Annotated in this window: 15 protein-coding genes; 4 read left to right on the top strand and 11 right to left on the bottom strand. The window is 70.2% G+C overall.

Going from position 1 to position 18,954, the window contains the following annotated elements; translation table 11 throughout:
• Position 1: 1 nt before the first annotated feature.
• Positions 2-562, bottom strand: a complete 561-nt coding sequence (locus tag LUX31_RS30415) for an RBBP9/YdeN family alpha/beta hydrolase (protein WP_235478504.1) — start codon at positions 560-562, stop codon at positions 2-4.
• A gap of 51 nt (positions 563-613) precedes the next feature.
• Between LUX31_RS30415 and LUX31_RS30410 the strand changes: the two genes are divergently transcribed.
• Both LUX31_RS30410 and LUX31_RS30405 read left to right on the top strand, forming a co-directional pair.
• The gene (locus LUX31_RS30410) at positions 614-1,561 is read left to right on the top strand and encodes a LysR family transcriptional regulator (RefSeq protein WP_235478503.1); all 948 of its coding nucleotides are present in this window, start codon (positions 614-616) and stop codon (positions 1,559-1,561) included.
• 164 nt (positions 1,562-1,725) lie between these two features.
• Positions 1,726-2,385: an ATP-binding protein gene (locus LUX31_RS30405; RefSeq protein ID WP_235478502.1), complete on the top strand. Its 660-nt coding sequence runs from the start codon at positions 1,726-1,728 to the stop codon at positions 2,383-2,385.
• A 297-nt stretch (positions 2,386-2,682) separates the two neighbouring features.
• Here LUX31_RS30405 and aroA read toward each other — a convergent pair whose 3' ends face one another.
• Together aroA and LUX31_RS30395 are read right to left on the bottom strand one after the other, a co-directional pair.
• Positions 2,683-3,933: a 3-phosphoshikimate 1-carboxyvinyltransferase gene (gene aroA / locus LUX31_RS30400; protein WP_235478501.1), complete on the bottom strand. Its 1,251-nt coding sequence runs from the start codon at positions 3,931-3,933 to the stop codon at positions 2,683-2,685.
• 198 nt (positions 3,934-4,131) lie between these two features.
• The gene (locus LUX31_RS30395; protein ID WP_235478500.1) at positions 4,132-5,049 is read right to left on the bottom strand and encodes a peptidoglycan-binding protein; all 918 of its coding nucleotides are present in this window, start codon (positions 5,047-5,049) and stop codon (positions 4,132-4,134) included.
• Positions 5,050-5,561: 512 nt separating this feature from the next.
• Between LUX31_RS30395 and LUX31_RS30390 the strand changes: the two genes are divergently transcribed.
• Both LUX31_RS30390 and LUX31_RS30385 read left to right on the top strand, forming a co-directional pair.
• The gene (locus LUX31_RS30390; RefSeq protein ID WP_235478499.1) at positions 5,562-7,364 is read left to right on the top strand and encodes a glycoside hydrolase family 3 protein; all 1,803 of its coding nucleotides are present in this window, start codon (positions 5,562-5,564) and stop codon (positions 7,362-7,364) included.
• Positions 7,365-7,675: 311 nt separating this feature from the next.
• Positions 7,676-8,371, top strand: a complete 696-nt coding sequence (locus tag LUX31_RS30385; protein ID WP_443046014.1) for a hypothetical protein — start codon at positions 7,676-7,678, stop codon at positions 8,369-8,371.
• A 68-nt stretch (positions 8,372-8,439) separates the two neighbouring features.
• On the opposite strand, the gene LUX31_RS30380 is transcribed toward LUX31_RS30385, so the two are convergent.
• From LUX31_RS30380 to LUX31_RS30350, 8 genes are all read right to left on the bottom strand, one after another.
• Positions 8,440-9,255: a carbohydrate ABC transporter permease gene (locus LUX31_RS30380; protein ID WP_235478498.1), complete on the bottom strand. Its 816-nt coding sequence runs from the start codon at positions 9,253-9,255 to the stop codon at positions 8,440-8,442.
• A 1-nt stretch (position 9,256) separates the two neighbouring features.
• On the bottom strand, positions 9,257-10,087 hold the full coding sequence (locus tag LUX31_RS30375) for a carbohydrate ABC transporter permease (protein ID WP_235478497.1): 831 nt from the start codon (positions 10,085-10,087) through the stop codon (positions 9,257-9,259).
• Between the two features lie 124 nt (positions 10,088-10,211).
• The gene (locus LUX31_RS30370) at positions 10,212-11,510 is read right to left on the bottom strand and encodes an ABC transporter substrate-binding protein (RefSeq protein WP_235478496.1); all 1,299 of its coding nucleotides are present in this window, start codon (positions 11,508-11,510) and stop codon (positions 10,212-10,214) included.
• A 48-nt stretch (positions 11,511-11,558) separates the two neighbouring features.
• Positions 11,559-12,656 (bottom strand): LLM class flavin-dependent oxidoreductase, encoded by a 1,098-nt coding sequence (locus tag LUX31_RS30365; protein WP_235478495.1) that lies wholly within the window; start codon positions 12,654-12,656, stop codon positions 11,559-11,561.
• 147 nt (positions 12,657-12,803) lie between these two features.
• Positions 12,804-12,878 (bottom strand): putative leader peptide, encoded by a 75-nt coding sequence (locus LUX31_RS37995; protein ID WP_443046080.1) that lies wholly within the window; start codon positions 12,876-12,878, stop codon positions 12,804-12,806.
• Between the two features lie 133 nt (positions 12,879-13,011).
• Positions 13,012-14,463, bottom strand: a complete 1,452-nt coding sequence (locus tag LUX31_RS30360) for a S28 family serine protease (RefSeq protein ID WP_235478494.1) — start codon at positions 14,461-14,463, stop codon at positions 13,012-13,014.
• A gap of 130 nt (positions 14,464-14,593) precedes the next feature.
• Positions 14,594-14,953: a hypothetical protein gene (locus LUX31_RS30355; protein WP_443046079.1), complete on the bottom strand. Its 360-nt coding sequence runs from the start codon at positions 14,951-14,953 to the stop codon at positions 14,594-14,596.
• A gap of 181 nt (positions 14,954-15,134) precedes the next feature.
• Positions 15,135-18,878: an ABC transporter ATP-binding protein gene (locus tag LUX31_RS30350; RefSeq protein ID WP_235478492.1), complete on the bottom strand. Its 3,744-nt coding sequence runs from the start codon at positions 18,876-18,878 to the stop codon at positions 15,135-15,137.
• Positions 18,879-18,954 lie beyond the last annotated feature (76 nt).

The following is an 18,954-nucleotide window of genomic DNA, read 5'->3' as shown; positions in this document are numbered from 1 at the left end:
CTCACCTCTGGGCCAGGCACCAGTCCAGTACGGCGGGCCACGGCCCGTACCCGGCGTCCGGGTCGAGGTGCGCGCCGCCCGGGACGATCTCCGTGGGGATGTTCAGCGGGTCGCCGTAGACAGTACGGGCGCCCTCCGGGCAGTACGGGTCGTCGTCGCCCGCGATCAGTTCCGTACGGCCGGGCAGGGTGAAGTCCAGGGCGGGCGGGGCGAACCGGGCGACCTCCGGGTGCCGCAGCAGGACGGAGGCGGACGGCGGGGCGACCAGCAGGACCCGGTCGACGCCGAGGCCGGGCATCCCCCGGGCGGCGGCGTGCAGCCACAGCACGGCGGCGGCACTGTGGGCCAGCACCACGCGTTCCGCGCCGGCCGGCAGGTCGTCGAGGTGGCGGGCAAGCTCCGTCAGCCACAGCTCCAGGTCGGGGTCGTCGGGGTCGGGCAGCTGCGGGTAGGTGACATGGTGGCTGAGCCCGGTGAGACGGTCGGCCAGCCAGTGCTGCCAGTGGTTCTTCGGACGGTGGTTCTGCCAGCCGTGAAGAATCAGGTAGGAGTACGTGGTCATGCACGCGATGGTTTCCGATCAGCAGGAATTCGGTCCAGTTAATCTTTTACGGTGGAACAGGTAAGCGAGACCTTCAATGTCGACCTGCGCCGTCTGACCGTCCTGCGCGAACTCCAGCGCCGGGGCAGCCTGGCGAGGACGGCCGAGGCACTGCATCTGACGCCTTCGGCGGTCTCCCAGCAGCTCGCGGCCCTGGCCCGCGAGATGGGTGTGCCGCTGACGGAGCGGGAGGGACGGGGCGTACGACTGACCGCTCAGGCACGGGTCCTGCTCGCCCACGCCGATGTGATCGCGGCCCAACTGGAGCGGGCACGGGCCGACCTGGCCGCGTACGGGGAGGGCGGACGGGGCTCGGTCACCGTCGGGTGCTTCTCCAGCGGCATCCTCGGACTGCTGCCGGGGGCGATGAACGCGCTGGCCGACCGGCTGCCCCAGGTCCGTATCGACGTCGTCGAGGCCGAGCCGCCGGACGTCTTCACGGCGTTGGACTCGGGACAGGTCGACCTCGCCGTGGCCGTGGACTTCGCCGCCGCGCCACCGCACACCGACCGCCGCTACCACCGCCTCGACCTGTTCACCGACGTCCTGGACCTCGCGGTACCGGCCGGCCATCGCCTGGCCGGCCGCGACCGGGTCGGCCTGCGTGAGTTCGCCGCCGACCCATGGATCATCGGCGCCGCGTCGAGTTGCTGTGGTGCGGTGGCCCGTTCCGTCTGCGCGGCGGCCGGCTTCACGCCGGACATCCGGCACGCCGTGAACGACTGGGGTGCGCTGGCGGCCCTCGTCGAGGCGGGGCAGGGGGTGGCGCTGATCCCCCGCCTGGTCCAGCCGCTGTACGCCCATCGGCGTCTCGTCCTGCTGACGACAGAGGGTGCGCCGCCGTCGCGGAACGTCTTCGCGGCCGTGCGGACGGGGGCGGAGAGAGATCCGGTGCTGGTGGCGGTGCGGGAGCAACTGCGACTGTCAGCCGCGGAGTTGGTCGGCCGCCAAGCAGGGTGACGGGTCGGAGACCTCCGTGTGGGGTACGTCTGCTGCCCGACCGTGACCTCCATGTCCCCGGTGTCCCGGATTGGTCCAGGCGGGCCCTTGAGCGGCGCTCCCCCGTACGCGAGGGTGGCAGGGGCGGCGGGGGCCCGCGGCGGGAACTTGGGGGAGTGACCGGTATGGGGGAACTGGGGGACCAGGGCAGTCCGTTCGTCGGGCGGGGCCGTCATCTCTCGGCTCTGGACGGGCAGTTGGCGCACGTTGCCGCCGGGGCGTCCCGGATCGTGCTGGTCGACGGGCCCGCCGGGATCGGGAAGACCGCGCTGATCGGGCGCTTCGTCGCCGGGCACCCGGACGCCGAGGTACTGAGGGCATGCGGGGAGGAGAACGAGACCGGGCTTCCGTTCGGGCTGCTCGACCAGCTCCTCTCCCGTACCGCACACGACGAGCAGGTCCTCCCCCGGCCCCCGGCAGCCGACGCGCCGACCGCCGGCGCCCGGCTGCTCGACGTACTCGGTGAACTCCAGACCCGTACCGCCGGGCCGCTGGTCCTCGTCGTGGACGACGCGCACTGGGCGGACTCCTCGTCCCTCCAGGCGCTGGCCTTCGCCCTGCGCCGACTGCGCGCCGACCGGGTGCTCACGGTCGTCGTCGTACGGGAGGCCGATGATCCGGCGTTGCCCGAGGGGTTGCGGCGGCTGCTCACCGGAGAGGGGACGAACGCGACGTGCTGCTTGTCCCAGGGGGCCTGGCTGAGCTGCCCGCTGACCACGTTGGCCGGTGTCGTCGGGATGTTCGTGCCGTCGACGAGGTCCTTGACAGTGATCTCGACCTCGTAGGGCGCCCCGATCTGGAAGATGGCGTCGCCCGCCTCCGCCTCGACCGCGACCTCGGCCGGCTCGTTGGGGTTCAGCGTCGGGTCGGCGTTCGGGCTGGCCGGCTTCCGGGCGAACACCCGGACGATCTCGACGTCGCTCGGTCCCACAGCAATCATCTCCCTCGTTCGGGAAGCGTGCCGCCCGGCCCCCTGCCGGGCGTCCTCCGCGTCCCTCGCCGGGAACATTAGGGACGACACGGACCACCGCGCCTCGGGGTACGCCTCAGGGAAGACCCCAGGTGCGACCCCGGGCACCGCCCTAGCGCGGCAGCTCGGTGCTCAGCTCCGCGAACGCCTCGTGGAACCCGGGGAACGTCTTCCGTACGCAGCCCGGGTCGTCGAAGGTGATCCCGGGGGTGCGCAGGCCGGTCACCGCGAAGGACATGACGATGCGGTGGTCGCCGTACGTCTTGATGTCCGTGCCCTGCGCCGGAGCCGTACCGGGCGGACAGGGGTGGATCTCGATCCAGTCCGGGCCCGTCTCCACCCGTACCCCCAGCCGCCGGAGGTTCTCCGCGCAGGCCTCCAGGCGGTCGCACTCCTTCACGCGGGTGTTGGCCACGTCCTCGATGCGTACGGGGCCGGAGGCGAAGGGGGCGAGGGCCGCCAGGGTCGGCATGGTGTCGGAGATGTCCCGCATGTTGACCGTCAGGCCGCGCAGTTCGCCCGTGCCGGTGACGGTCGTACGGTCGGCGGTGGTCTCCACCCGTGCGCCCATTCGCCGCAGTACGTCGACGAAGGCCAGGTCGCCCTGGAGCGCGCCGGTGCCGAGGCCGGGGACCGTCACCTCGCCGCCGGTGAGGGCCGCCGCCGCGAAGAAGTAGCTGGCGGTGGAGGCGTCGGGCTCGACGGCGTAGGTGGTGGCGCGGTAGCCGCCGGGCGGGACCACGAACACGGCGCCCTCCCTGTGCACCTCCACCCCGAACGCCCGCATCATCGCGATGGTGATCTCCACGTAGGGGGCAGAGACCAGGTCCGTGACGTGGATGCGCAGGCCCTTACGGGTCAGGGGGCCGAGGAGCAGGAGCGCGGTGAGGTACTGGGACGACTCGCTCGCGTCCAGGGTGACGTCCCCGCCCTCGACGCCCGCCGCCTGGATGCTCAGCGGGTGGTGGCCCTCCGCCTCCTCGTGCCGCAGGTCCACGCCCAGGTCGCGCAGGGCGCGGGTGAGGGGGGCCAGGGGGCGGCGGCGCATCTGGGGGGAGGCGTCGAAGCGGTAGGTGCCGTGGCCGGCGGCGACGAGGGCCGGCAGGAAACGGGAGGTCGTGGCGCCGTCGCGGCAGTAGATGTCCGCCTCGGGGGCCGCCGGGCCCTGCGGGCGGCCGTCGATCTGCCAGGCGCCGGGAGTCCGGCCGACCCGGTAGCCGAGGCCGACCAGGCCCTCGGCGAAGCCCTCCGAGTCGTCCGAGCGCAGGGGGCGTACGAGGGTGGTGACTCCGTCGGCTGCGGCGGCGAGGAAGAGGGCGCGGGCGGTGATGGACTTGGAACCGGGGATCTGTACGTCGGCCATGGGCCCTATGCTCGCGCGGGCCGTGTCTCGCGCGTCGGAACGTCCGCGAAATGGACCATGAACGGTAGGCGCTCTGCGGGAAGTGCGCGAGGTTCCGGTTGTCGGTTCGCTGCCGCGCCGTCGTGGCTTGTCGCGCAGTTCCCCGCGCCCCTTAAGGGGCGCTGCCGGACCGGCGGTTCGGCAGCGCGCCAACCACGGTTACGAGAACAGCAGGCGCCACGTCAGTGGCCCCGGGTAGCCGTCCGCGTCGCCGCGCAGTTCCTTGCGGGACTTCTGGAAGTCTCGGACGTTGAGGCGGTCGGCCTCGCCCCAGCTGCGGCTCGGGCCGACCTTGTAGTGGTCGCCGAAGCCGCGCTTGACCAGCTGCTTGCCGAGCTTGAGGACGTGGTCGTTCACCGCGCCCGCCGTGAAGTACTTGCGGCCCGGATAGGCGGGCACCACGACCGGCTTGGGCACGGTCGGCGTCGGGGTGTCGTCGTTCACGTCCAGTTCGTCCTTGGCGTGCTTGACGATCGCGGAGAAGTCGATGCCGCCCGGGTCGCCGTGGTCGTTCTCCGGGACGTGCATGTGGCCGCAGACGCCCTTGAACGCCTTCCACTCGGCGAAGGACAGCCGCTGGCCGCCGCCGTCGGCGTACGAGGTCGGGTAGTCCGGCCACGCCTTCGGGCCGGACAGTGCCACGCCGTGCTCCTCGTGCATCCAGGCCAGGAACCGCGCGACCGACTTCAGCGCCCATTCGGGGGCCTCGGGCCAGTAGACGTGTGCCTGGCCCGCCGTCGTCCACTTCTTGTGCGTCTTGGGGTCGCAGGTGCCGACCAGCTCCACCTGGGTGACGTTGAGCGTGTTGGTCTCGACACCGCCCCGCTTGTTGGCGAGGGCCCGGGACGAGGTCTCTATGTCGAAGTGCTGGTACCACTTCAGCTTCTTCGCGGCGAGATCCGGCACCGCCGTCAGGTTGGGCGCCATCGAACCACCGCTGTACGTGGGCAGGCTGCGCCCCTCGGTGGTGTGCAGGACGACGACGTTGACCTGCATCGAGTCGCCCGGGTAGTCGTCCTGGTACCAGTTCGCCCGGCTGGCGCCCGGGTATCTCTGAGGTCCTGTCTTCGTCGCCATCCCGCGCCTCCTCCGTCTCGGCTTCCCCTGGCCGGTCCCCCGACTGGCACTGCTGCGGCGAGAGAGCATGCAGGGCGTTGGTGGGATCATCGCCCAACAGGCTTGGAATGGAAGAGGGTTGACGCGATTCCGGTGTGTCGGTCCGGTTACGGATCGCCCCGCGTGGGTATCGCACCCGCCCCGCCGTCCACCCCCGTACCAACTTCCCGATTTTGGCCGGATTCCGGGAACCCACCCCGACCCGCCCCCGTCCAACCGACACGACTGCCGGATGAGTCACCGTGGTGCGGTGTCGGCCTCGCTGCTGGCTGCGATCGCTGACCTACCCTCTCCAGCCGCCCGCGGCCGGCAGCGAGCCGTCACCGGCGCGCCCCCCTCCGATGCGCCGGTGACGGCCCCTTTCCGGGGAAAAACGGCCATCTCCCGTTAGTGTGCGCACCCTTGACTGGAAGAAACTTCCCGGTTATTCGTAACGTCTCGGAAGTTTCCTTCACGAGGGAAGGAGCGCCCCCGTGCGCGACTCCGGCACCACCAGACGTGCTCTTCTCGCCGCGACCGCCGGCACCGGTGCCGCGCTCGCCCTCGGGGGTGAGGCACAGCCGTACGACAGTGACGCGCGGTTCCGGCGGATCGTCGCCGGGATGACCCTGGAGGAGAAGGTCGGTCAGCTGTTCGTCATGCGGGTGTACGGGCACTCCGCCACCGCACCCGACCAGGCCGACATCGACGCCAACCTCAAGGAGATCGGCGTCCGGACGGCGGCCGAGCTGATCGCCAGGTACCGGGTCGGCGGGATCATCTACTTCTCCTGGGCTCACAACACCCGCGATCCCCATCAGATCGCCGATCTGAGCAACGGGATCCAGAAGGCCTCGCTCGGCCTCCCCCGTGGGCTGCCCGTACTCATCTCCACCGACCAGGAGCACGGCATCGTCGCCCGCGTCGGCAAACCCGCCACCCTCCTCCCGGGCGCCATGGCCCTCGGCGCGAACGGCTCGCGCACCGACGCCCGTACGGCGGGCAGCATCAGCGGCGCCGAGCTGCGCGCCCTCGGCATCCGCCAGGACTACGCGCCCGTCGCCGACGTGAACGTCAACCCGGCCAATCCGGTGATCGGCGTACGGTCGTTCGGCGCCGATCCGGCCGCTGTCGCGGGGCTGGTCGCGGCGCAGGTCACCGGGTACCAGCGGGCCTCCGTCGCCGCCACCGCCAAGCACTTCCCGGGGCACGGGGACACCGCCGTCGACAGCCACTACGGCTTCCCCGTCATCGAGCACACGCGGGAGGAATGGAACACCATCGACGCTCCGCCGTTCCGCGCCGCCATCCGCGCCGGCATCGACTCGATCATGACCGCCCACATCATGGTCCCGGCCCTCGACGGCTCCGGCGACCCCGCGACCCTCTCCCGCCCGATCCTCACCGGCATCCTTCGCGAGGAACTCGGCTACGACGGGGTCGTGGTGACCGACTCGCTGGGCATGCAGGGCGTACGGGAGAAGTACGGGGACGACCGGGTTCCGGTGCTGGCCTTGAAGGCCGGAGTCGATCAGCTCCTCAATCCACCCTCCCTCGACATCGCCTGGAACGCCGTCCTCACGGCCGTACGGCAGGGGGAGTTGACCGAGGCGCGGCTCGACGCGTCGATCCTGCGCGTCCTGCGGCTCAAGAACCGGCTCGGACTGCTCGACCGGCCGTACGTCACCCACGCCGGCGTCGACCGGGCCGTCGGGGTCGCCGGCCATCTCACCGCCGCCGACCGGATCGCCGAGCGGACCACCACCCTCCTCGTCAACGAACGGAAGCTGCTGCCCCTTTCGAGGGTCGCGCAGAAGACCGTGCTCGTCGTCGGGGCCGATCCCGCCTCGCCGTCCGGTACGACCGGACCGCCGACCACCGTCCTCGCGGGCGCCCTCACGGAACTGGGCTTCACCGCGACCGCCCTCTCGACCGGCACCGCGCCCTCCGCCGCCGTCATCGCCCGGGCGGTCGCCGCCACCGGGGAGGTGGACGCGGTGGTCGTCGGGACGTACAACGTCGGTGCCACGAGAAGCCAGCGGACCCTGGTCGCCCAACTCCTCACCACCGGGCGGCCGGTGGTGTGCGTGGCGCTCCGCAACCCGTACGACGTCGCCCAACTGCCCGCTGTACAGGCCTACTTGGCCTCGTACTCCTGGACCGACGTCGAACTCCGGGCCGCCGCACGGGTGATCGCGGGGCGGGTCCGGCCACGCGGGAAGCTGCCGGTGCCGGTGCTGGACGCGGAGGATCCGACGCGGGTCCTTTATCCGATCGGCCACGGGCTGTCGTACTGACGGTTGTCAGTGCACTGCGGCGCCGTCGTGGCTGGTCGCACAGTTCCCCGCGCCCACGGTTTTCAGGGGCGCGGGGAACTGCGCGACCAGCCCCCACCGGGCCCGCAGCCGACAACGCACCACCCCCCTCCAGCGCGCTGCCGAACCGTAGTTGATCTCGCCGAACTCGCTCGGGAAAGAGAAGCAAGGCGGCGTACACGCCGTACGTCGCACAACCGGCGCACCACCCCCAATAGGCGCAAATCCTCTGGACATCTGGCGTGGCCCGGCCGGCGCGGGCCACGCTGAGCGGGGGTACTCGGGGGGATGCGATGCGCAAGAGGCGTTCTGTGGGGTCCACGGAAGTGGTGCGCGTGCGGGTGCTCGCCTGCGCGGTGCTCGCGGTGGTCGCGCTGTTCATGGGGACGGGGTGCCAGCTGGCGTCAGGTGGCGATTCCGAGGACGGTTCCTCTACCGGGACCTCCGGGGCCGCCGACGGTACGGCGGTCGACCAGCGACCGGCGCCGCCCCGGCCCACCGGCTACGGCACCGTCTTCCTCTCCGTCGACGAGTGCAGTTCCTTCGGCACCACCAGTTTCACCGAGGTGCCCTGCACCAGCGAGCGGGCGGCGGCCCGGGTCGTGGCCCGGTACGACGGCAAGGTGAGTGCCGGTCCGGCGTGCCCGGCGACCACCGACTTCGTGCTGCACATCAGCGAACAGCGGCCCGCCGCCGACGAGGACGGCGACGGGGCCGTCCCGCAGGGCTACTCCTGCATGCGCAACCTCCAGGCCCCGCACCCCGGCGACCCGGGCGGCGGCGGAGGTCCGCGCACGATCGTCGGCGACTGCGTGTACAGCGCGGGGCAGGGGGAGGTGCGCGAGACGGCGTGCGACGGGACGGGCGAGAAGAAGCCGGAGTACGAGGTGACCGAGGCGGTCGTCAAACGCGTCAACTGCCCTGCATCCACGGCCCTTTACGTCCAACTGGGCGGGGATCGGCCAGTGGGGTGCGCGAAAGCGGTGTGAGAGATTCCATTTTGTCGGGCGAAGGTTGGGCGAGGAGTTCCTGACGCCAAGTCAAAAGGGTTGGCCCATCAGCCTCTTACGGCTCCCGCCGTCAGCCCGGACACGAAGTACCGCTGGAGCAGCACGTACACGACGACCACCGGCGCCGACGCGATGACGACGCCCGCGAACAGCAGCGGGTACTGGGTGAGGAACTCGCCCTGGAAGTCCAGCAACGCCAGTGGCAGCGTGCGCTGTTCCTGGGAGCGGACGAAGAGCAGCGGGTAGAGCAGGTCGTTCCAGTCCATGACGAACAGGAAGATGCCGGTCGTCGCGAGCGCCGGCTTCGTCAGCGGGAGGGCGAGAGAACGGAAGGTCCGCAGTGGTCCGGCACCGTCCAACTCGGCGGCCTCGTACAGCTCTTCGGGGATCGTCCGGAGGAAGCCGCCGAGGATGAACACCGCCGTCGGGAGCGTCATCGTCGTGTCCACCAGGCCGAGGCCGAGCAGACTGTCCGTCAGGCCGAGCCGGTCGAAGAGCACGTACTGCGGGACGATCGCCGCCTGCGCGGGCACGGCGAGCCCCGCGACGAGCACCCCGAACACCGCCCAGCCGATCCGCCCGGGCATCCGCGCGCAGAAGAACGCGGCGAGGCTCGCGACGACCAGGGTCAGCGCGACCGCGCCCGCCGTGACGACGAGGCTGTTGGTGAAGGCCGTACCGAGTCCGCCCTCGTCCACCGCCCGGCGGTAGTTGTCGAGGGTGGGCGACGACGGCGGGGCCAGCGGTGAGTCGAAGAGCTGCGGCAGGGACTTGAACGTGCCGAACAGCACCACCAGCAGCGGCAGTACGACGGCCAGGGCGCCCAGGATGAGGACGGCGGGGCGTACGGTTTTGTGGAGCACGTCAGGCAGCCCTCCGCAGCGCCCGCCGCTGGACCCAGGTGAGCAGCGCGATCAGCGCCATGAACACCAGGGACTGGGCGGCGGCGTAGCCGAACTGGTTGTTGGAGAAGGTCGTGTAGACCCGGGTGGAGAGCAGGTCGAGGGCGGGTCCTGGCGGGTTGCCGCCGAGGCCGAGGACCAGGTCGAAGGCCTTGAAGGACTGCACGGTGGTGTAGGCGACCACGATCCCGGTGGCCGGTGCGACGAGCGGCCAGGTGATGTGCCGGAACCGGGCCGCGCGCCCGGCGCCGTCCAGTTCGGCGGCCTCGTACAACTCCTTGGGTATCGCCTGGAGTCCGGCGATGTAGACGACCATCATCTGACCCGCGTGGAACCACACCTGGGTCAGCGCCAGCCAGAACACGGCCGCGTCCGGATTGCCGAGATACACCGACTGCCAGGAGTCCAACCCCACCGCTCTGAGCGCCGAGTTGAGCAGCCCACCGTCCGGGTCGTACACGAACCGCCACACGAAGGCGACGGCCACCGACGACAGCACGGTGGGCAGAAAGAACAGCGCCCGCAGGAGAGTTGAGGCTTTCGTCGTCCGTACGAGGTACAGCGCGAGGAGCAGCGCCAGCGCCGTCTGCGCGAGGACGACGGTCACCGTCAGCTTGAGGTTGTTCTCGGCCGCGTTCCTGAACACGTCGTCCCCGGTGGCGAGTTCGGAGAAGTTACGCAGCCCCACCCTGTGATAGGTGGCGCTGTACCCGTCCCAGTCGGTGAGTGCGTACTGAACCGCTTGGAGGGTCGGGTAGGCGAAGAAGAACAGGTAGAGAGCGAGTGCGGGCACGGGGAACAGCCACAGCGCCCGTGAAGCACGCCGCCGCTGTGACGCGCCCCGACAGGGGCGCGGGGAACTGTGCGACAAGCCCCCACCGACCCGCGCGTTCAAAACCGCCCACCCCGCGGAGCGATCACCGCTTCTGGTCGATGACACGCTGGGCATCCTCGGCCGCCTCCGCCGGCTTCTTGCCCCCGACAACCGCGACCGCCGCGTTCTCGACAGCCGTACGGATGTCGAGGTTCAGGAACTGGAACCGCGGAGCGAGCAGCGTCTTCTTCGTCAGCCAGGGCGCGACCGACTTGAGGTCGGCGTTGGTGTAGTCGACGCCCTCGACGGTGACGTGCTGGCCGGTGCCGTTGGCGTAGGTGCCCGCGTTCGCCGGGTCGCTGAGGAACTCCAGGAAGGCGTAGGCGGCCGGCTGGACGTCGGACGCGCTGTTGACGCCGAGGATGAAGGTGGTGTTGAACACGCCCTCGTACCTGGCCTTTTCGGCGGTCGTGGTGATCGGCGCGACGAGGTCGAAGGGGAACTTGGCGCCGAGTGCGCGCACGCCCGCCATCTGGAAGGAACCGGTGGCCAGCAGGCCCGCCTTGCCCTCGGCGAACAGCTGGGTCACGGCGTCGGTCGTCGAACCGGTGGCGCGGGCCTGGAAGTACGGTGCCAGCTGGGCGTACTGCTCCAGGGTGGTGATGAACCAGTCGTCCGTCGCCTTGTACTCGCCCGACTCGATCTTGGTGAACATGTCGTCGCTGGGCGCGTTGTTCATGACCATGGTGTTCAGCAGCTGGCCCGCGTTGGCGGTGTCGCCGCCGGGCCAGGCGATCGGGGTGTAGCCCTTGCCCTTGAGGTCGTCCAGGAGCTGGAGGAAGCCGTCCCAGTCCTTCGGCGCGCTGGTGTGGCCGGCCTTGTCGAGGGCGTCGGTGTTGGCGAGCGGCATGTTGAAGACGAGCTGGTAGGGCAGTCCGTACTGAACTCCCTTCGCCGCGCCGGGAGTTGTCAGGCTCTTCTGGTACTTGCCGGTGACGTCCGTGCCGGTCAGCGGCGCGTACACGCCCGCCTTCACGATCTGCTCGAACTGGGCGCCCCGGAACGAGGTGAACAGGTCGCCGGTCTTCGAGCCCTGGATGCGGCGGAGGGCGGTCGACTGGTAGTCGGCGGAGGGCGAGATGTCCTGCTCGACACCGGCGTCCGGGTACTTCTTGACGAAGGCCTTGATCAGCTCGGCGATCACCGCCTTGTCCTCGGCCCGCCAGTGGGCGAAGGAGACGGTGCCCTTGACGGCGCCGGAGGTGGCGAGGGCTGAGGGGGAGGCGCTCGCGTCCGCCGCGCCCGAGCCGCCGCCGGGGCCGGCGCACGCGGCGGTGGCGAGGCCGAGTCCGGCGGCGCCGAAGAGACGGAGGGCTGTTCGTCTGTCGAGGGTCGAGGGCATGACGGATTTCCTTTCGGTGGAGGGTTGTTGAGGTGACGTCAGAGAACGTCAGGCGGCGGCGAGTTGACCATCGGCCGCCAGCAGCGGCCGTACGCACTCCCCGAACCGGATGGCCTCCTCCAGATGGGGCTGGCCGGAGAGGATGAAGTGCTCGATGCCGAGAGAGGCGAACTCCTCGATGCGCTCGGCGACTTGTTCGTGGCTGCCGACGAGGGCGGTGCCGGCGCCCGGTCGCACGAGGCCGAAACCCGCCCACAGGTTGGGATGGATCTCCAGCCGGTCGGTGCTTCCGCGGCTGAGGGCGGCCATCGCGCGCTGCCCGGCCGACTCGGAGGCCGCGAACCGCTCGTGCGCGGCCCTGATCGCGGCCGGGTCGAGCGTGGCGAGGATCCGGTCGGCCTCCGCCCACGCCTCCTGCGCGGTGTCCCTGCTGATGACGTGCAGCCGGATCCCGTACGACAGCTCCCGCCCCTCGGCGGCGGCCAGTTCACGCACCCGGGCGATCTTGCGGGCGACGGCGGCCGGGGGCTCGCCCCAGGTGAGGTACGTGTCCGCGTGGCGGGCGGCGACCGGCAGGGCGGCCTCGGAGGAGCCGCCGAAGAAGACCGGCGGGCGGGCCAGCGGGGGCCTGCGCAGCCGTCCGCCCGCGACCCGGTAGTGGGCGCCCTCGTAGTCGTACGGCTCCCCTGTCCACGCCGTGTGGAGGAGGGTGAGGAACTCGTCGGTGCGGGCGTAGCGCTCGTCGTGGCCGAGGAAGTCGCCGTAGCCGCGCTGCTCGTCGGCGTCGCTGCCGGTGACGATGTTGAGCAACAGCCGTCCGCCGGACAGCCGTTGGTAGGTGGCCGCCATCTGGGCCGCGAGCGGGGGCGCGATCACGCCGGGCCGGAAGGCCACCAGGTACTTCAGCCGGCTGGTCTGCGGGATGAGGGCGGCCGTGGTGAGCCAGGAGTCCTCGCAGTCGCTGCCGGTCGGGGTCAGCACGGCCTCGAAGCCGGCGGATTCGGCGGCCCGTGCCACCTGGGCGAGGTAGTCGAGGGTGGGCGGTCGGGTGGTGGTGCGGGACTGGAGGGAGTCGCGCGCGGTGACACCGACCACGCTGCGGTCGTCGCCGGTGGTCGGCAGGAACCAGTGCAGACGCACGGTCATGGGGGTCTCCAACGGGAGATGGAGCGGGTCCGGGATACGCAGGGAATATGCCGTTCCGGCGTGGATGCAACGTTGAATCACGCCAAAGCAGAGGCGGCGCACCCGAGGAAGAAGAGGGAGAAAGGCGCCGAAAACAGGCGCGCGGAGTCAGCTACACAGCGCGGTGGCGACCCTGAGCAGGTCGACGTGCACGCGCTTCACCAGCTCGACACCGGAATCCATGGGGCGGGACTATACACATCATCCGTAAATGCCACGACGGCCGGCCGGAATGTGAACCGGTCGGCCGTCGTGGCTGCCTGAGCAGGCAATCCTGGAGCTATTGGAACTAGTGGAACTGCTGGAACTGCTGGAACTACGGGCGCAGGGTGGGCTCGCGCTCGATGTTCCGCTTGTCGAGCCTCGCGTCGTACGTCGCCAGCGGCTTGGCCGCCGACGGGTTGGACTGGACGGCGGTCGAGGCGACTCCGGCCCACTCCAGGATGCGGGCCGTGGCGAGGGCCTTCTGCTCGGGGACCAGAGCCGCGACGTTCGCGCCGTGGTTCAGGCCGGGGGCGGTGAAGACGTACGAGTCCTTCGCGCCCTTGCCGAGGCGGAACGGCTCGGCGCCCCACGGGTCGTTCTGCCCGTACACGAACAGCATCTGGTTCGCGCGGTGCTTGACCCAGTTGTCGACGTCACGCATCGCCCGCGGCTGGAACGTCATCGAGATGTCCCGGGGGACGAACTCCCGCGGCGGCAGGTAGCCGTAGCGGATGGACTTCTTCTCGATGTGCGGGAACTTGATGGTGGGCGCGCCGAGTTGGGTGCCCGCCTGGTAGTAGTACGGCGTGTACGGCTCCAGGCCCTGGTCGGTGTAGAAGGAGAACCCGGCGATCGTGTCGATCGAGGTCCAGATGTCGTCGTCGGTCGCGTTCTTCGCGTCGGCCGGGATCGACTCGCAGTCGGCGAGCAGGCTGTACTGCCAGAAGCCCCAGACGTAGTCGAGCACGGTGGCCTCGTACGCCTTGTCGAGGCTGCCGATGGTGTCGAAGGTGAGGCCCTCGGCGGTGGCGTACTCCGCGTACCGCTTCTCCAGCGGCTCCCGGCGGACGAGGGCCTCGCGCTGGACGCCGTTCAGCCGGTCGCGGCACTCCTTGGTACCGACGGTGGCGAAGAACCGGTCGTACGCCGAGTCCTCCTTGTTCACCACGTCGTTGGGGGCGACGTACGCGACGACGCCGTCCATGTCACGCGGGTAGAAGCGCTCGTAGTACGTGGCGGTCATGCCGCCCTTCGAACCGCCCGTGGACAGCCACTTCTTGGCGTAGATCTTCTTCAGCGCCGTGAAGACGCGGTGCTGGTCGCTGGCCGCCTGCCAGATGTCCAGCTTGGACCAGTCGGCCGGGTCGGGCCGGGACGGCGTGAAGAAGCGGTACTCCAGGGAGACCTGGTTGCCGTCGACGATCCGCGTCGGCTCACTGCGACTGGGGTTCGTGTTGACGAAGTACCCGCTGGTGAAGAAGACGGTCGGGCGTGAGACGTCCTTGTGCAGGACGGTGATGCGCTGCTGGAACGTGCCCTTGGACGGTCGCCGGTGGTCGATCGGCTGGGTGTACTCGAGGACGAAGTACCGGTAGCCGGTGTACGGCTTCTCCTGGATCAGGCTCATGCCCGGTATCGCGAGGAGCTGGTCCTTGATGTCCGCGCTACTGGTCGTTTGTGTGGTGCCGGTGGCCTCCGGCTGAGCGGCGGTCGCCGCTCCCGCCGTACTCAACGTGCCAATGAGCACGGTGAGCGCCAGCAGCCATCTGAGCGCCTTGCGCATGCACCCTCCCCTATGAAACATCTGTGCGCCGGAAGCTATCGGAGCAACTGCCGGACGCACCAGGGGAGATAGGGAAATCCCTCGGGCAGGGGATCAGTAAATAGGGTCGGGGAGGGAACTCAACAGGGACTCAACACCGGATCCAGCCAGAACTGACCGATCCCCGCCCGACCGACCCCTTCACCCACACATGCCGTCGTCCCGCGTGCACGGTCACCGGGCCGGCCCGTTTCGAGAACTCGCCCTCGTCGACGACCGGGCGTCCGCCGCGCGCCCGTACGCTCACCGACATCCACTGGCGGACGCCGGGGCGTTTGGAGAGGGTGATGGCGCAGACGTAGCCGCTGCGCCGGTATATGTGTACCTCGCCGGTGGAGAAGGTGAGTGTGCGTGCCTTGCGGCCGGAGCAGGGCGCTGCCGCTTCGGCGGTTCCGGGGCTGGCTAGGGCGAGCATGCCTGACGCGGTCAGCACGGCCAAGCCGAGGGCCATCCGTCGCCGTACAGAACCACCAGTCACCGTCGCCTCTCCTGTCGCCGCCGCGCTCTACCGTACTGATGTACGGACGCACCGCGCGTGTCGAACGGTTGCGTGGTACTTCGGGTGCGGGTCGTCTTTGGCTGGTCGCGCAGTTCCCCGCGCCCCTGAACGGCCCCTGCGGGGCGTTCAGCAGTCAGGCGCGGGACGATGTGAGCGGTTCCTCCTCGTCCGGGGTGCCTACGAACGTGCGCCACAACTCGGCGTAGCGGCCGTCCAGTTGGAGGAGTTCGTCGTGGGTGCCGTCTTCTGTGACTCGGCCGTCGGCCATGACCACGACGCGGTCTGCGCGGGCCGCCGTCGTCAGGCGGTGGGCTACCACCAAGGTTGTACGGCGGCCTGCCAGGCGGTCCGTGGCCTGGTTGACCTGGGACTCGGTGGCCAGGTCCAGTGACGCCGTCGCCTCGTCGAGGAGGAGGATGTCCGGGTCGACCAGCTCCGCGCGGGCCAGCGCGATCAACTGCCGTTGCCCTGCCGACAAGTTGCGGCCGCGCTCGGCGACCTCGTGGAGGTAGCCGCCCTCCAGCGTGGCGATCATGTCGTGGGCGCCGACCGCCCGTGCCGCCGCCTCCACCTGGGCGTCGGTGGCGTCCGGACGCCCGTACGCGATGGCGTCCCGCACGGTCCCCTGGAACAGGTACGCCTCCTGCGGCACGACCCCGAGGCGATGCCGGTACGAGGTGATGTCGAGGTCGCGCAGATCGGTGCCGTCGACGGTGACCCGCCCGCCGGTCGGGTCGTAGAAGCGGGCGACCAGCTTCACGAGCGTCGACTTGCCGGCGCCGGTCTCTCCGACGAACGCGACGGTCTGCCCCGCCGGAATCGTCAACTCGACCTCGCTCAGGGCCTCTTCGTCGTCCCCGTACGCGAAGTCCACGCCCTCGAAGGCGATGTCACCGCGCAGGGACAGCACCTCCAGCGGCTCCTCGACGGCCTCGGTGGAGGTCCGCTCCTGGAGCAGCTCCTGGATGCGCCCCAGCGACACCGTCGCCTGCTGGTACCCGTCGAAGACCTGCGAGAGCTGCTGCACGGGCGCGAAGAACAGGTCGATGTAGAGGAGGTACGCCACCAGCGCACCCGTCGTCAGTGTGCCGTTCTCGATCCGGCCCGCCCCCACGATCAGCACCGCAGCGGCGGCGACCGAGGCCAGCAGTTGTACGAAGGGGAAGTACACGGAGATCAGCCACTGGCCCCGGACACGTGCCCGGCGGTAGCTGTCGCTGCCCTCGGCGAACCGCTCGCCGCCCGCCCGCTCGCGCCGGAAGGCCTGCACGATCCGCAGCCCGGACACCGACTCCTGGAGATCTGCGTTGACCAACGACACGCGCTCACGGGCGAGTTCGTACGCCTTGACGCTCGCCCGGCGGAAGTAGAACGTGCCGACGACCAGCACCGGGATGGTCACGAACACGACGAGCGCGAGCTGTACGTCGATCACGACCAGGGCGACCATGATGCCGAAGAAGGTGACGACGGAGACGAAGGCAGTGACCAGGCCGGTCTGCAGGAACGTCGACAACGCATCCACGTCCGTCGTCATCCTCGTCATGATCCGGCCGGTCAACTCCCGTTCGTAGTAGTCGAGTCCGAGACGTTGCAGCTGGGCGAAGATCTTCAACCGGAGGGCGTACAGCACGCGTTCGCCGGTACGGCCCGTCATCCGCATCTCGCCGATCTGCGCCGCCCACTGGACGACGACCGACACGAGGGCCAGCGCGGAGGCCACCCACACGGCACCCAGGGCGAGTTGGGAGACCCCGGAGTCGATGCCGTGCCGGATCAGGATCGGCAGGAGCAGTCCCATCCCGGCGTCCACGGCGACGAGCCCGAGGCTCACCAGCAGCGGCTTCCCGAAGCCGCGCAGCAGCCGCTTCAGCCCGTACGACTCCTCGGGCGTGACCGCGCGGGCCTCGTCGATGGCCGGGGTGTCGGCGGCCGGGGGCAACGCCTCGACCTGGGCGAGGAGTTCGGGGGTGGCCGGCATCCCGTCGAACGCCGTGTCCTTGCGCTCGCGGTCACCGGTCCACAGCCTGGGGGTGACCCCGCGCTCGGCATCGAACTCGGCGTCCAGCTCGTCCCGTACGGAGGTGTCCTCGGGCGGCAGGGAGGGCAGGGCGCGGCCTGGAGAGACTCCGCCCAGCTCGTCCGGGTCGGTCAGCAGCCGCCGGTACAGGGCGGAACGGGCCTGGAGTTCCTCGTGGGTGCCGATGTCGGCGAGGCGTCCGGCGTCGAGGACGGCGATGCGGTCGGCGAGGCCGAGGGTGGAGCGGCGGTGGGCGATGAGGAGGGTCGTCCGGCCCTCCATGACGTGCTTCAGTGCCTCGTGGATCTCGTGCTCGACGCGCGCGTCCACGGCGGAGGTGGCGTCGTCGAGGACGAGAAGGCGGGGGTCGGTGAGGATCGCGCGGGCCAGTGCGACGCGCTGGCGCTGGCCGCCGGAGAGGGTGAGGCCGTGCTCGCCGACCTTGGTGTCGTAGCCGTGGGGCAGCTCGGCGATGAAACGGTCCGCCTGTGCGGCACGCGCGGCGGTGAGGATCTGCTCCTCGGTGGCGTCCGGACGGCCGTACGCGATGTTGTTGCGGACGGTGTCGGAGAAGAGGAAGGAGTCCTCGGGGACGAGCCCGATCGCGGCCCGCAGCGATTCGCTGGTCAGCTCGCGGACGTCGTGGCCGCCGACGAGGACCGCGCCGCGCGTCACGTCGTAGAAGCGCGGCAGGAGGAGAGAGACGGTCGACTTGCCGGAGCCCGACGACCCGACGACGGCGAGGGTCTCGCCGGCCCGGATCTCCAGGCTGAGCCCGTCGAGGACGGGGCGCTCGGGGTCGTACCCGAAGGACACGTCGTCGAACTCGACGGTGGCCGGGGCGTCGGCGGGCAGGTCCTTGTGGCCGTCGGAGATGGAGGGCCGGGTGTCGATGAGTTCGAGGACGCGTTCCGTACCGGCCCGTGCCTGCTGGCCGACGGTCAGCACCATGGCGAGCATGCGCACCGGGCCCACGAGCTGGGCGAGATAGGTGGAGAACGCGACGAACGTACCGAGCGTGATGTGCCCGCCCACGGCCAGCCAGCCGCCCACGGCGAGCATCGCGACCTGCCCCAGCACGGGCACGGCCTGGAGGGCCGGGGTGTAGACGGAGTTGAAGCGGATCGTCCGCAGCCGCCCCGCGAAGAGCCGCCGCCCGACCTCCCGGAGCTTCCCGGTCTCCTGGTCCTCCTGCCCGAAGCCCTTCACCACGCGTACGCCGGTCACGGCGCCGTCGACGACACCCGCGACGGCGGCGGCCTGGGCCTGCGCGTACCAGGTGGCCGGGTGGAGCTTCGTACGGCTGCGCTTGGCGATGATCCACAGGGCGGGCGCGACGGCGAGGGCGACCAGGGTCAGCGGGATCGACAGCCAGGCCATGATCGCGAGGGACATCAGGAAGAGCAGCAGGTTCCCGATGGTCATCGGGAGCATGTAGAAGAGGCTCTGGATCAGCTGGAGGTCGCTGGTGGCCCGCCCGACGATCTGCCCGGTCGACAGCTCGTCCTGGCGGCGCCCGTCGAGCCGGGTGATCGTCCCGAACATCTCCGTCCGCAGATCGTGCTGGACGTCGAGGGCGAGCCGGCCGCCGTAGTAGCGGCGGATGTAGGTGAGGACGTAGACGAGGACGGCGGCGACGACGAGCGCGCCCGCCCAGGGGGCCATCGAACGGGTCTTGTCGCCGATGACGTCGTCGATGATCACCTTAGTGATCAGCGGGACGATCGCCATGAGGGCCATACCGCCGAGGGAGGCGCCCAGGGAGAGCACGACGTCCTTCGGATACCGCCAGGCGTATCCGACCAGCCGCCGCGCCCATCCCTCTGCTACCGGCTCCCGCCCCCGTTGGTCCGTCACTCCGGTGCCTTTCGTAGATCCGCGATTCCACTCTCCGCCGGTAAGCACCAACGCGGACGGAAGCGGATTTCATCCC

This window comes from Streptomyces sp. GQFP (assembly GCF_021545335.1).
GTDB lineage: Bacteria > Actinomycetota > Actinomycetes > Streptomycetales > Streptomycetaceae > Streptomyces.
This window is presented reverse-complemented; position numbering and strand designations above follow the sequence as displayed.